The organism is Halalkalibacter sp. HAAS-P013 (assembly GCF_056619925.1).
In genome coordinates this window covers 20,905-32,241 of sequence record NZ_JBWQTU010000018.1, presented here as the reverse complement: position 1 = coordinate 32,241, position 11,337 = coordinate 20,905, and the positions used below count along the sequence as shown (strand labels likewise).

The following is an 11,337-nucleotide window of genomic DNA, read 5'->3' as shown; positions in this document are numbered from 1 at the left end:
GGATGACAGATGTCTTATGATAAAGTGTTACAGGCAGAAGAAATTATAATAGGTACCAAACAAACGCTTAAGGCGCTTGATGATGGTATTGTTTCCGAGGTTTTAATTGCAAAAGATGCAGAATACCGTGTGATATACAAAGTAGAAGCATTAGCTAAGACCAAAGATATACCACTTTTATATGTCGACTCAATGAAGAAGCTTGGAAAAGCATGCGGAATTGATGTTGGTGCTGCCACTGTTGCTTTAAGGAAATAATTTGTTTTTGCCATACGGTGTCACCCGCGTGGCAAAAACTTTCCTTTTGCCTAAAGATGAACCACCAGGACCAGTGGTCTTAATATTTTGAAGAGAGGAGGAAACAAAATGCCTACAATTAATCAATTAATTCGTAAAGGTCGTGTTGCGAAAGTTAAGAAGTCTGATTCACCAGCTCTTAACAAAGGGTTCAACAGTTTCAAAAAGTCTCAAACTAACCTTTCATCTCCACAAAAACGTGGTGTATGTACTCGTGTTGGTACAATGACTCCAAAGAAACCGAACTCAGCACTTCGTAAATATGCTCGTGTACGTTTAACTAACCAAATCGAGGTAACAGCTTATATCCCAGGAATCGGTCATAACCTTCAAGAGCACAGTGTTGTTCTTATCCGTGGCGGACGTGTAAAAGATTTACCAGGGGTACGTTACCACATCGTACGTGGAGCGCTTGATACGGCAGGAGTTCAAAACCGTATGCAAGGTCGTTCAAAATATGGAACTAAGCGTCCAAAAGAGAAAAAGTAATACACATTTATATTGAAGGGAGGGTAAATTATGCCTCGTAAAGGACCAGTCGCTCGTCGCGATGTATTACCAGATCCAATTTACAAGTCAAAGCTTGTTACACGTTTAATCAACCGTATTATGGAGGATGGAAAGCGTGGAAAAGCTCAAACAATTCTTTATAATGCATTTGAAATCGTTAAAGAACGTAGCGGAAATGACCCTATGGAAGTTTTCGATCAAGCATTAAAGAACATTATGCCAGTACTTGAGGTTAAAGCACGTCGTGTTGGTGGTGCTAACTATCAAGTACCAATCGAAGTTAAACCTGAGCGTCGTACTACATTAGGTCTTCGTTGGTTAGTAAACTATTCACGTCTTCGTGGTGAGAAGACAATGGAAGAGCGTCTAGCTTATGAAATTCTTGATGCAGCGAACAATGCAGGTGCTTCAGTTAAGAAGCGTGAAGATACTCACAAGATGGCAGAAGCGAACAAAGCATTCGCTCACTATCGCTGGTAGGATTTATATCATTCTAAATAAAATGTTTCTTATAGGAAGGAGAAATACCCTATGGCAAGAGAGTTCTCCTTAAAAGATACACGTAATATCGGCATCATGGCTCACATCGATGCCGGTAAAACAACAACAACAGAACGTGTTCTTTTCTACACAGGACGTATCCATAAAATTGGTGAAACTCATGAAGGTGCATCTCAAATGGACTGGATGGCACAGGAGCAAGAGCGTGGAATCACGATCACTTCTGCTGCAACAACAGCATCATGGAAAGATCACCGTATTAACATCATCGATACACCTGGACACGTAGACTTTACTGTAGAAGTAGAACGTTCTTTACGTGTATTGGACGGAGCTGTAGCAGTACTTGATGCTCAATCTGGTGTTGAGCCTCAAACAGAAACAGTTTGGCGCCAAGCTACTACTTATGGTGTACCACGTGTCGTATTTGTTAACAAAATGGACAAAACAGGTGCAGATTTCCTTTACTCTTTAGGAACTCTTCGTGATCGTCTTCAAGCAAATGCGCATGCAATCCAATTACCAATTGGTGCAGAAGACGAGTTTGAAGGAATCATCGATTTAGTCGATATGGTTGCTTACTTCTACGAAGATGATCTTGGTACTCGTACAGAAGCAAAAGAAATTCCTGCTGAGTACAAAGATAAAGCTCAAGAACTACATGAATCACTTGTTGAAGCTGTAGCTGAGCTTGATGAAGAGCTAATGATGAAATATCTTGAAGGTGAAGAATTAACAAAGGAAGAGCTTAAAACTGCAATCCGTAAAGGTACTTGTAACGTTGAGTTCTACCCAGTAATTTGTGGTTCTGCGTTTAAGAACAAAGGTGTTCAGCTTATGCTTGACGCTGTTCTTGATTACTTACCATCGCCTCTTGATGTACCAGCAATTAAAGGTATTATACCTGATAGCGATGAAGAAGTTACTCGTGAATCTGGTGACGATCAACCATTCTCAGCTTTAGCGTTTAAGGTTATGACTGACCCTTACGTTGGTAAGTTAACATTCTTCCGTGTTTATTCAGGAACACTAGATTCAGGTTCTTATGTTAAGAACTCTACAAAGGACAAGCGTGAGCGTGTTGGACGTATCTTACAAATGCATGCAAACTCTCGTGAGGAAATCTCAACGGTTTACTCTGGAGATATCGCTGCTGCAGTAGGTTTGAAAGATACAACAACTGGTGATACTCTGTGTGATGAAAAGAATCTTGTTATTCTTGAATCTATGGATTTCCCAGAGCCGGTTATCTCTTTATCTGTTGAGCCTAAGTCAAAGGCAGACCAAGATAAAATGGGTATGGCTTTAGCGAAACTTGCAGAAGAGGATCCTACGTTCCGTACGGAGACAAACGAAGAAACTGGTCAAACAATCATCTCTGGTATGGGTGAGCTTCACCTTGATATCATTGTTGATCGTATGAAGCGTGAATTTAAAGTTGAAGCTAACGTTGGTGCTCCTCAAGTATCATACCGTGAGACAATTCGTCAAACGGCTCAGGTTGAAGGTAAATTCGTTCGTCAATCTGGTGGTCGTGGACAATTTGGTCATGTATGGGTTGAGTTCTCACCAAACGAAGAGGGCGCAGGCTTTGAATTTCAAAATGCAATCGTTGGTGGATCTGTACCACGTGAATACATTGGTTCTGTAGAACAAGGTATCGAAGAAGCACTAGTTAATGGTATGGTCGCTGGTTACCCAGTTATCGACATTAAAGCGAAGCTTTATGACGGTTCTTACCATGACGTCGATTCAAGTGAAATGGCGTTTAAAATCGCTGCTTCTATGGCACTTAAAAATGCAAAATCAAAATGTGCTCCAGTGTTACTTGAGCCATTAATGAAAGTTGAAATTGTTGTACCTGAAGAGTACATGGGAGATGTAATGGGTGATGTTACAGCTCGTCGTGGACGTGTTGAAGGTATGGAAGCTCGCGGTAACGCACAAATCGTTAAAGCATTTGTTCCACTTGCTGAAATGTTTGGTTATGCGACTTCACTTCGTTCTCGTACACAAGGTCGCGGAACATACTCAATGTTCTTTGATCATTATGAGGAAGTACCTAAGAGTGTTGCTGAAGAGATCATCAAGAAACAAACTGGACAATAATTTTTGTTTATAATTGTTTCTAATGTCTTTTTGTTGTAAGCTAAGAAAGGTGTGAATTTCAATACGATATTTCACCTTTCTTATCCATAAAAATTACTTACATTATACTTATGTTCAATTAAGGGAGGAAATGAATCATGGCTAAAGAAAAATTCGACCGTTCCAAGACGCATGCCAATATTGGTACTATTGGACACGTTGACCACGGTAAAACAACACTTACTGCTGCAATCACAACAGTATTAGCTAAAAGATCTGGTAAAGGTAACGCAATGGCGTATGACGCTATTGATGGTGCTCCAGAAGAGCGTGAGCGTGGAATCACAATCTCAACTGCACACGTTGAGTACGAAACTGACAGCCGTCACTATGCACACGTTGACTGCCCAGGACACGCTGACTATGTTAAAAACATGATCACTGGTGCTGCACAAATGGACGGAGGAATCCTAGTAGTATCTGCTGCTGACGGTCCAATGCCACAAACTCGTGAGCACATTCTATTATCTCGTCAAGTAGGTGTACCTTACCTTGTTGTATTCTTAAACAAATGTGACATGGTAGACGACGAAGAGCTTCTTGAGTTAGTAGAAATGGAAGTTCGTGACCTGCTTTCTGAGTACGATTTCCCTGGTGATGACGTTCCAGTTATCCAAGGTTCTGCTCTTAAAGCTCTTGAAGGAGATGCTGAGTGGGAAGAAAAAATCATCGAGCTTATGGCTGCAGTTGATGACTATATCCCAACTCCTGAGCGTGACAAAGAAAAGCCATTCATGATGCCAGTTGAGGATGTATTCTCTATCACTGGTCGTGGTACAGTTGCTACTGGTCGTGTTGAGCGTGGACAACTTAACGTTGGTGACACTATCGACATCATTGGTATCACTGAAGAGCCAAAATCAACTACTTGTACTGGGGTAGAAATGTTCCGTAAGCTTCTTGACTATGCTGAAGCTGGAGACAACATTGGTGCTCTTCTTCGTGGGGTTGCTCGTGATGAAGTACAACGTGGTCAAGTACTTGCTAAACCAGGTACAATCACTCCACACACTAACTTCAAAGCTGAAGTTTATGTTCTTTCAAAAGAAGAGGGTGGACGTCACACTCCATTCTTCACAAACTACCGTCCTCAGTTCTACTTCCGTACAACTGACGTAACTGGAATCGTTCAACTTCCAGAAGGCGTTGAGATGGTAATGCCTGGTGACAACATCGAGATGACTGTTGAGCTTATCGCTCCAATTGCTATCGAAGAAGGTACTAAGTTCTCTATCCGTGAGGGTGGACGTACTGTTGGTGCTGGCGTTGTTGCATCAATTCAAAAGTAATAATATGTATAAAAACACCTTGGAATTTTCCAAGGTGTTTTTTTGTGCTTATAAATTATATTGTTTCTTTGACGTCACTATTTCGAGATTAGAGAGAGTAAAGGACACCAAAAGACAATCGGGTACCCAAGAAATGAGAAACGTGGGAAAAGAGTGATAGGCGATCCCTTAATATAGTAGAAAAAATAAAGTATAGGAAGCTTGGACTATATACACCTCATTTCAACTACGATGTTTTAACTCTACTATTACGCTCTTTAATTAGAAAAATCATACAGATCGGAGCTAGTATTGTACCCAGCCCAATTGCTGTAAAGGCTATTCCCCATGAATAATAATCTAAGATAATTCCAAAGATTAAAGGTGCAAAGATTGTCGCACTAAACCCTAATACTGATTGAATCCCTAAAGCAATACCTAACAACTCAGGATCAGTCACTTCTGTTATTGCCGTATTATAGATAGGGGAATCTGCAACAATAGTAAATCCATATATAAACGCTATCACTAACATAATAACTATAGGAACAAACGTTAGCCAACCAATAAAAAGTGAGCAAGTAATACTAATAAGAAGAAACACAGTTGCCATTTGACCTCGCCCAAACTTATCCGAAAGTCTTCCGCCTAAGTATGTAGCAATTCCACCAATTATAATAATTAAAGCACCGGTTGTATTGCCTAACTGTAGTGCGGTTTCTCCTTCATAACCTTTATTACTGAAATAAAAAACTAAAAACGGGCCGATCCACGACCACATTGCGTATAGTTCCCAGCAGTGGCCGGTGTACCCTCCATTAATAAGTAGATTCTTCTTCTTAAATACACTTCTAATTTTAGTGAGCGTTAAATTATATCCTTCTATTCTAATAGATGAGGGTATTCGAATAGATAGAATAAGTATGGCAGCAATGATACTTAAAGATGATGTTAAGAGAATGACTCCTTGCCAGCCAATCCAATTAATGAATAAACCAGATATAAGAAGAGAACTACCAGAGCCGACAACTAAAGATCCAACATAAATGCCGAGTGCTCGTCCGCGTTTTTTGACTGGAAATAATTCAGCTACAATTTTCATTCCAGGAACGTAAATTCCTGCAACGCCTATACCAGACAATGTTCGAAGTAACAACGCAGACCAAAAGCCATCTGCAAACAATGAAAACGCAATCCCCGAGGTTCCAGCAAGAAAAGCACCAAATACAAAAGAATACTTAGGATTGTAAGCTGTTATTAAAAAGCTATAAAAGACGATAGCCAAGACATAGCCAATGTGAAAGAAAGCTAAAATAAATCCTGACTGACTTGATGTTAATCCCCACTCAACCTCAATTATAGGAATAATAGAAGAATAGTTAAACCAAACTTGTATAACAAAAAATTGCGCTAACGACAAAATCCAAAGTAAACGAACAGAACGATCCATAAAACCTCCTATAATCAATGCAAATAAAACGACACAATAATACTTTACAACATTTGCTATAAGAAACTTAACAATACATTGCATAAAGAAGTTGATTTTTATGTAAAAGGGCTATATAATAGTAAAAGTGTGATCAGCGTAGGTTTTCCACTTGCACTGATTTTTATTTTTGTGTATAATGTGGAATGTTGGTCATTGGCAGCGATGATGTGGAAGGTTGCTGACACACCCGGCCCCATTGCCATGGCAGGGTGTAGGAAATTTCCACGGAGTATGTCTGTTTATAAAATGGACGAAAAAGGAGGGGCTATAATGGCAAAGCAAAAGATTCGCATTCGTTTGAAAGCATATGATCATAGAGTCCTTGATCAATCTGCAGAAAAGATTGTAGAAACAGCAAAACGTTCAGGTGCAAGTGTATCGGGTCCGATTCCACTTCCAACTGAGAAGTCTGTATACACAATCCTTCGTGCGGTTCACAAGTACAAAGATTCTCGTGAACAGTTCGAAATGCGTACTCACAAGCGTCTAATCGACATTGTGAATCCAACACCACAAACTGTGGATGCTTTAATGCGTTTGGATTTACCGTCTGGTGTCGATATCGAAATTAAGCTTTAGTACTTACATTTAATTTAACTAATGAGTAGTTAGCTCATTATTATGATATGAAAAATGGCATAAAAATATGATTTTTATTAGGAGGTGTAACGGATGACCAAAGGAATCTTAGGTAGAAAAATTGGCATGACTCAAATTTTTGCTGAGAATGGTGAAGTAATCCCAGTAACAGTTATTGAAGCTGAACCAAACGTTGTTCTTCAAAAGAAGACTGTTGACTCTGATGGTTACGAAGCAATCCAAGTAGGATTTGCTGACCAAAAGAAAGCAAACACAAATAAGCCAGCTGAAGGCCACGCAGCGAAAGCTAACACGGCTCCTAAGCGCTTCATCAAGGAAATCCGTAACGTAAATCTTGACGAGTATGAAGTAGGTCAAGAAGTTAAGGTAGATACATTTGCTGAAGGTGATGTAGTAGACGTAACTGGAACATCGAAAGGGAAAGGTTTCCAAGGTGCTATTAAGCGTCATAACCAATCTCGCGGACCGATGTCTCATGGATCGCGTTATCACCGTCGCCCAGGTTCTATGGGACCAGTTGCTCCAAACCGTGTATTTAAAGGGAAATTACTTCCTGGACGTATGGGTGGAGAAACAATCACAGTACAAAATCTTGAAATCGTAAAAGTAGATACAGAACGCAATATTCTATTAGTAAAAGGTAACGTACCTGGAGCTAAGAAAAGCTATGTCTCTATCCATAGTGCGGTTAAAGTAAAATAAAGATTAAAGAAAGGAGGACACATCATGCCGAAAGTAGCATTATTTAACCAAACAGGTTCACAAGTTGGAGATATCGAACTAAATGATTCTGTATTTGGAATTGAACCAAACAAAAGTGTGCTTCATGACGCTGTAGTTATGCAACAAGCATCTCTTCGTCAAGGAACACACAAAACTAAAGGACGTTCTGAAGTACGTGGTGGTGGTCGTAAGCCATGGCGTCAAAAGGGAACTGGTCGTGCGCGTCAAGGGTCGATCCGTTCACCTCAATGGGTAGGTGGTGGTGTAGTATTTGGTCCAACACCAAGAAGCTACAGCTATAAGTTACCTAAAAAAGTTCGTCGTTTAGCTATCAAATCTGCTCTTTCTAGTAAAGTGCAAGCTGAGGAAATCGTAGTACTTGAGAACTTAGCATTTGATGCACCAAAGACAAAAGAAATGGCTGCAGTTCTTTCAAGCCTATCTGCTGATCGTAAAGCATTAGTAGTAACTGCTGATTACAATGAAGCTGTTGCTCTATCTGCGCGTAACTTACCTGGTGTAACATTCGTTACAGCCGACGGTGTAAGCGTGCTTGATGTGCTTAAGCATGATAAGCTTGTTATTACGAAAGATGCCGTTGAAAAGGTAGAGGAGGTGCTTGCGTAATGTCAAACGCTCGTGATATCATTAAGCGCCCTGTGATTACTGAACGTTCAACAGATCTAATGAGTGAAAAAAGATATACGTTCGAAGTAGATGTACGTGCTAACAAAACTCAAATCAAAGATGCGATCGAAGAAATCTTTGAAGTTAAAGTAGATAAAGTAAACACAATGAACTACAAAGGTAAATCAAAACGTTTTGGTCGTTACACGGGTTACACTGCTCGTCGTAAAAAAGCCATCGTTACATTAACACCTGAGAGCAAAGAACTTGAGTTCTTTGAAGGTGTATAAAAACACTAGCGAAGGAGGGAACTGAAAATGGCGATTAAAAAGTATAAACCAACCAGTGCCGGTCGTCGTGGTATGTCTGTATTAGACTTTGCCGAAATCACAACGGATAAGCCGGAAAAATCGTTACTAGCACCTATACACAAAAAAGGCGGACGTAACAACCAAGGTAAATTAACTGTTCGTCACCAAGGTGGCGGTCATAAACGTCAATACCGTGTTATTGACTTCAAACGTAACAAAGATGGTATTCCAGGCCGCGTTGCTACGATCGAATATGATCCAAACCGTTCTGCGAATATCGCACTAATCAACTATGTTGATGGTGAAAAACGTTACATCTTAGCGCCAAAAGGTCTTAAAGTTGATATGATGATTGAATCAGGAGCTGAAGCGGATATCAAAGTAGGTAATGCTTTACCACTTAAAAACATCCCTGTAGGTACTGTTATTCACAACATCGAGCTTAAGCCAGGAAAAGGCGGACAATTAGTTCGTTCTGCTGGAACTGAAGCGCAGCTATTAGGTAAAGAAGGCGATTACGTTCTTGTTCGTTTAAACTCTGGTGAGACTCGCTACATCTTAGCTACTTGCAGAGCTACAATCGGTCAAGTTGGTAACCTAGAGCATGAACTTGTGAACATTGGTAAAGCAGGTCGTTCACGTTGGTTAGGCAAGCGCCCTACTGTTCGTGGATCTGTTATGAACCCTAACGATCACCCACACGGTGGTGGTGAAGGACGTTCACCAATCGGACGTAAGTCTCCGATGTCTCCATGGGGTAAACCAACTCTTGGATACAAGACTCGTAAGAAGAACAAAGCATCTGATAAGTATATTGTACGTCGTCGTAAAAAATAACGGGATTGCACTGCGGTTCTAATTAGAACCGTGGGTAATCACGAAGGGAGGTTTTCTCATGGGTCGTAGTTTAAAAAAGGGACCTTTTGTCGATGATCATTTGATGAAAAAGGTTGAAGCAATGAACGAAGGAACTGATAAGGACAAACGAGTTATCAAGACTTGGTCTCGCCGCTCAACAATTTTCCCTGAGTTTATTGGTCACACTATCGCAGTATATGATGGCCGTAAGCACGTACCTGTTTACGTTTCTGAGGACATGGTAGGTCACAAACTAGGTGAATTCGCGCCAACTCGTACGTATAAAGGTCACGCAGCTGATGATAAGAAAACAAGACGTTAATAGGTGAGTAAGAGAGGAGGTCAATCCTATGCAAGCTAAAGCGGTAGCAAAACAAGTTCGTATTGCTCCTCGTAAAGTTCGTTTAGTTATAGACTTAATTCGTGGAAAGCAAGTTGGTGAAGCTGTGGCTATTCTACGTCACACACCTAAAGCTGCTTCTCCAGTTGTAGAAAAGCTTTTAAACTCTGCAATTGCGAATGCTGAACATAACTATGAAATGGAGCCAAACAACCTTGTAATTAGTGAGGCGTATGTTGATGAAGGTGTAACACTGAAACGTTTCCGTCCACGTGCGATGGGTCGTGCAAGCCGAATCAACAAACGTACTAGTCATATTACATTAGTTGTAACTGAAAAGAAGGAGGGATAAGACGTGGGTCAAAAAGTTAATCCTACTGGACTTCGAGTTGGTATTATTAAAGACTGGGAGTCAAAATGGTACGCTGATAAAGATTACGCTGATTTATTACACGAAGATATTAAAATTCGTGAATATGTAGAAAAACGTTTAAAAGATGCATCTGTCTCTAAAGTAGAAATCGAACGTGCTGCTAACCGTGTTAACATCACAATTTCTACTGCTAAGCCAGGTATGGTGATCGGAAAAGGCGGTTCAGAAGTTGAAGCGTTACGCAAAGCACTTAATACTTTAACTGGCAAAAGAGTTCATATCAACATTCTTGAAATTAAACAAGCTGACTTAGATGCGAAACTTGTCGCTGAAAATATTGCTCGTCAATTAGAAAATCGTATTTCGTTCCGTCGTGCGATGAAACAAGCTATCCAACGTACAATGCGTTCTGGTGCTAAGGGTATTAAAACTCAAGTATCTGGCCGTCTTGGTGGTGCTGATATTGCTCGTGCAGAACATTACAGTGAGGGAACTGTTCCACTTCACACACTTCGTGCTGATATCGATTATGGTACAGCTGAAGCTGATACAACATACGGTAAGCTAGGTATCAAAATCTGGATTTATCGTGGTGAAGTCCTTCCAACGAAAGGAACGAAAAAAGAGGAAGGAGGCAACTAATTATGTTAATGCCTAAACGTGTTAAATATCGTCGCGAACACCGTGGAAATATGCGCGGTCGTGCGAAAGGCGGTACTGAAGTACATTTTGGTGAGTACGGTTTACAAGCATTAGATGCTTCTTGGATTACTAACCGTCAAATCGAATCTGCTCGTATTGCAATGACTCGTTACATGAAGCGTGGTGGTAAGGTTTGGATCAAAATCTTCCCTTCTAAACCATACACAGCTAAGCCGTTAGAAGTTCGAATGGGTTCTGGTAAAGGTGCTCCTGAAGGATGGGTAGCAGTTGTCAAGCCTGGAAAGATTATGTTTGAAATCTCTGGTGTTTCTGAAGAAGTTGCTCGTGAGGCTTTACGTCTTGCTTCTCATAAATTACCGGTTAAATGTAAGTTTGTAAAACGCGAAGAAGTGGGTGGTGACGCAAATGAAAGCTAATGATATTCGTAACTTAACCACTGCTGAAATTGAGCAAAAGACGAAATCACTTAAAGAAGAGTTGTTCAACCTTCGCTTTCAACTAGCGACTGGACAATTAGATAATCCAGCCCGTATTCGTGAAGTTCGTAAAGCAATCGCACGTGCAAAGACTGTTTTGCGTGAACGTGAGCTTGGAATTAACAACGGCTAAAAAGGAGGTTTGCTTAA

At 40.5% G+C, this 11,337-nt stretch carries 16 protein-coding genes; 15 read left to right on the top strand and 1 reads right to left on the bottom strand.

What is annotated here, in order from left to right; all coding sequences use genetic code 11:
• The first annotated feature begins 9 nt into the window (after window positions 1-9).
• The 5 genes from AC1FXP_RS20200 to tuf all read left to right on the top strand — a co-directional run bounded on the left by AC1FXP_RS20200 (window position 10) and on the right by tuf (window position 4,745).
• Complete coding sequence (locus tag AC1FXP_RS20200; RefSeq protein WP_480063779.1) at window positions 10-258, top strand: 50S ribosomal protein L7ae-like protein; 249 nt, start codon at window positions 10-12, stop codon at window positions 256-258.
• Between the two features lie 108 nt (window positions 259-366).
• Window positions 367-786, top strand: coding sequence for a 30S ribosomal protein S12 (rpsL, locus tag AC1FXP_RS20195; RefSeq protein ID WP_273846484.1), 420 nt, complete (start codon window positions 367-369; stop codon window positions 784-786).
• Window positions 787-816: 30 nt separating this feature from the next.
• Complete coding sequence (gene rpsG / locus AC1FXP_RS20190; RefSeq protein ID WP_480063778.1) at window positions 817-1,287, top strand: 30S ribosomal protein S7; 471 nt, start codon at window positions 817-819, stop codon at window positions 1,285-1,287.
• Between the two features lie 51 nt (window positions 1,288-1,338).
• The gene (fusA, locus tag AC1FXP_RS20185) at window positions 1,339-3,417 is read left to right on the top strand and encodes an elongation factor G (RefSeq protein ID WP_480063777.1); all 2,079 of its coding nucleotides are present in this window, start codon (window positions 1,339-1,341) and stop codon (window positions 3,415-3,417) included.
• Window positions 3,418-3,554: 137 nt separating this feature from the next.
• The gene (tuf, locus tag AC1FXP_RS20180; protein ID WP_480063776.1) at window positions 3,555-4,745 is read left to right on the top strand and encodes an elongation factor Tu; all 1,191 of its coding nucleotides are present in this window, start codon (window positions 3,555-3,557) and stop codon (window positions 4,743-4,745) included.
• Between the two features lie 226 nt (window positions 4,746-4,971).
• On the opposite strand, the gene AC1FXP_RS20175 is transcribed toward tuf, so the two are convergent.
• Window positions 4,972-6,174 (bottom strand): MFS transporter, encoded by a 1,203-nt coding sequence (locus AC1FXP_RS20175; protein ID WP_480063775.1) that lies wholly within the window; start codon window positions 6,172-6,174, stop codon window positions 4,972-4,974.
• A gap of 312 nt (window positions 6,175-6,486) precedes the next feature.
• On the opposite strand from AC1FXP_RS20175, the gene rpsJ reads away from it, so the two are divergent.
• From rpsJ to rpmC, 10 genes are all read left to right on the top strand, one after another.
• Window positions 6,487-6,795, top strand: coding sequence for a 30S ribosomal protein S10 (gene rpsJ / locus AC1FXP_RS20170; RefSeq protein ID WP_017729599.1), 309 nt, complete (start codon window positions 6,487-6,489; stop codon window positions 6,793-6,795).
• A gap of 93 nt (window positions 6,796-6,888) precedes the next feature.
• Window positions 6,889-7,518: a 50S ribosomal protein L3 gene (gene rplC, locus AC1FXP_RS20165; RefSeq protein ID WP_480063774.1), complete on the top strand. Its 630-nt coding sequence runs from the start codon at window positions 6,889-6,891 to the stop codon at window positions 7,516-7,518.
• A gap of 24 nt (window positions 7,519-7,542) precedes the next feature.
• Window positions 7,543-8,166: a 50S ribosomal protein L4 gene (rplD, locus tag AC1FXP_RS20160; RefSeq protein WP_480063773.1), complete on the top strand. Its 624-nt coding sequence runs from the start codon at window positions 7,543-7,545 to the stop codon at window positions 8,164-8,166.
• Window positions 8,166-8,456 (top strand): 50S ribosomal protein L23, encoded by a 291-nt coding sequence (gene rplW, locus AC1FXP_RS20155; RefSeq protein WP_034631495.1) that lies wholly within the window; start codon window positions 8,166-8,168, stop codon window positions 8,454-8,456. Before rplD ends, rplW begins: the two co-directional genes overlap by 1 nt.
• A gap of 27 nt (window positions 8,457-8,483) precedes the next feature.
• Window positions 8,484-9,314 carry a 50S ribosomal protein L2 gene (gene rplB / locus AC1FXP_RS20150; protein WP_250097956.1) on the top strand — a complete coding sequence of 277 codons (831 nt, stop codon included), beginning with the start codon at window positions 8,484-8,486 and terminating at the stop codon, window positions 9,312-9,314.
• A 58-nt stretch (window positions 9,315-9,372) separates the two neighbouring features.
• The gene (rpsS, locus tag AC1FXP_RS20145) at window positions 9,373-9,657 is read left to right on the top strand and encodes a 30S ribosomal protein S19 (protein WP_034631491.1); all 285 of its coding nucleotides are present in this window, start codon (window positions 9,373-9,375) and stop codon (window positions 9,655-9,657) included.
• A gap of 28 nt (window positions 9,658-9,685) precedes the next feature.
• Window positions 9,686-10,027, top strand: coding sequence for a 50S ribosomal protein L22 (rplV, locus tag AC1FXP_RS20140; RefSeq protein WP_250097955.1), 342 nt, complete (start codon window positions 9,686-9,688; stop codon window positions 10,025-10,027).
• A gap of 3 nt (window positions 10,028-10,030) precedes the next feature.
• Window positions 10,031-10,690, top strand: coding sequence for a 30S ribosomal protein S3 (rpsC, locus tag AC1FXP_RS20135; RefSeq protein ID WP_315616209.1), 660 nt, complete (start codon window positions 10,031-10,033; stop codon window positions 10,688-10,690).
• Window positions 10,691-10,692: 2 nt separating this feature from the next.
• Complete coding sequence (rplP, locus tag AC1FXP_RS20130) at window positions 10,693-11,127, top strand: 50S ribosomal protein L16 (protein ID WP_480063772.1); 435 nt, start codon at window positions 10,693-10,695, stop codon at window positions 11,125-11,127.
• Entirely contained in the window at window positions 11,117-11,320 is a 204-nt protein-coding gene (rpmC, locus tag AC1FXP_RS20125) for a 50S ribosomal protein L29 (protein ID WP_003322618.1), read from the top strand. The genes rplP and rpmC overlap by 11 nt, the downstream gene beginning before the upstream one ends.
• Window positions 11,321-11,337 lie beyond the last annotated feature (17 nt).

What these genes read in the sequence shown, in the direction of transcription:
- AC1FXP_RS20200 (WP_480063779.1), top strand. Translation starts at nt 10, where the DNA reads ATGTCTTATGATAAAGTGTTACAGGCAGAAGAAATTATAATAGGTACC.
- rpsL (WP_273846484.1), top strand. Translation starts at nt 367, where the DNA reads ATGCCTACAATTAATCAATTAATTCGTAAAGGTCGTGTTGCGAAAGTT.
- rpsG (WP_480063778.1), top strand. Translation starts at nt 817, where the DNA reads ATGCCTCGTAAAGGACCAGTCGCTCGTCGCGATGTATTACCAGATCCA.
- fusA (WP_480063777.1), top strand. Translation starts at nt 1,339, where the DNA reads ATGGCAAGAGAGTTCTCCTTAAAAGATACACGTAATATCGGCATCATG.
- tuf (WP_480063776.1), top strand. Translation starts at nt 3,555, where the DNA reads ATGGCTAAAGAAAAATTCGACCGTTCCAAGACGCATGCCAATATTGGT.
- AC1FXP_RS20175 (WP_480063775.1), bottom strand. Translation starts at nt 6,174, where the DNA reads ATGGATCGTTCTGTTCGTTTACTTTGGATTTTGTCGTTAGCGCAATTT.
- rpsJ (WP_017729599.1), top strand. Translation starts at nt 6,487, where the DNA reads ATGGCAAAGCAAAAGATTCGCATTCGTTTGAAAGCATATGATCATAGA.
- rplC (WP_480063774.1), top strand. Translation starts at nt 6,889, where the DNA reads ATGACCAAAGGAATCTTAGGTAGAAAAATTGGCATGACTCAAATTTTT.
- rplD (WP_480063773.1), top strand. Translation starts at nt 7,543, where the DNA reads ATGCCGAAAGTAGCATTATTTAACCAAACAGGTTCACAAGTTGGAGAT.
- rplW (WP_034631495.1), top strand. Translation starts at nt 8,166, where the DNA reads ATGTCAAACGCTCGTGATATCATTAAGCGCCCTGTGATTACTGAACGT.
- rplB (WP_250097956.1), top strand. Translation starts at nt 8,484, where the DNA reads ATGGCGATTAAAAAGTATAAACCAACCAGTGCCGGTCGTCGTGGTATG.
- rpsS (WP_034631491.1), top strand. Translation starts at nt 9,373, where the DNA reads ATGGGTCGTAGTTTAAAAAAGGGACCTTTTGTCGATGATCATTTGATG.
- rplV (WP_250097955.1), top strand. Translation starts at nt 9,686, where the DNA reads ATGCAAGCTAAAGCGGTAGCAAAACAAGTTCGTATTGCTCCTCGTAAA.
- rplP (WP_480063772.1), top strand. Translation starts at nt 10,693, where the DNA reads ATGTTAATGCCTAAACGTGTTAAATATCGTCGCGAACACCGTGGAAAT.
- rpmC (WP_003322618.1), top strand. Translation starts at nt 11,117, where the DNA reads ATGAAAGCTAATGATATTCGTAACTTAACCACTGCTGAAATTGAGCAA.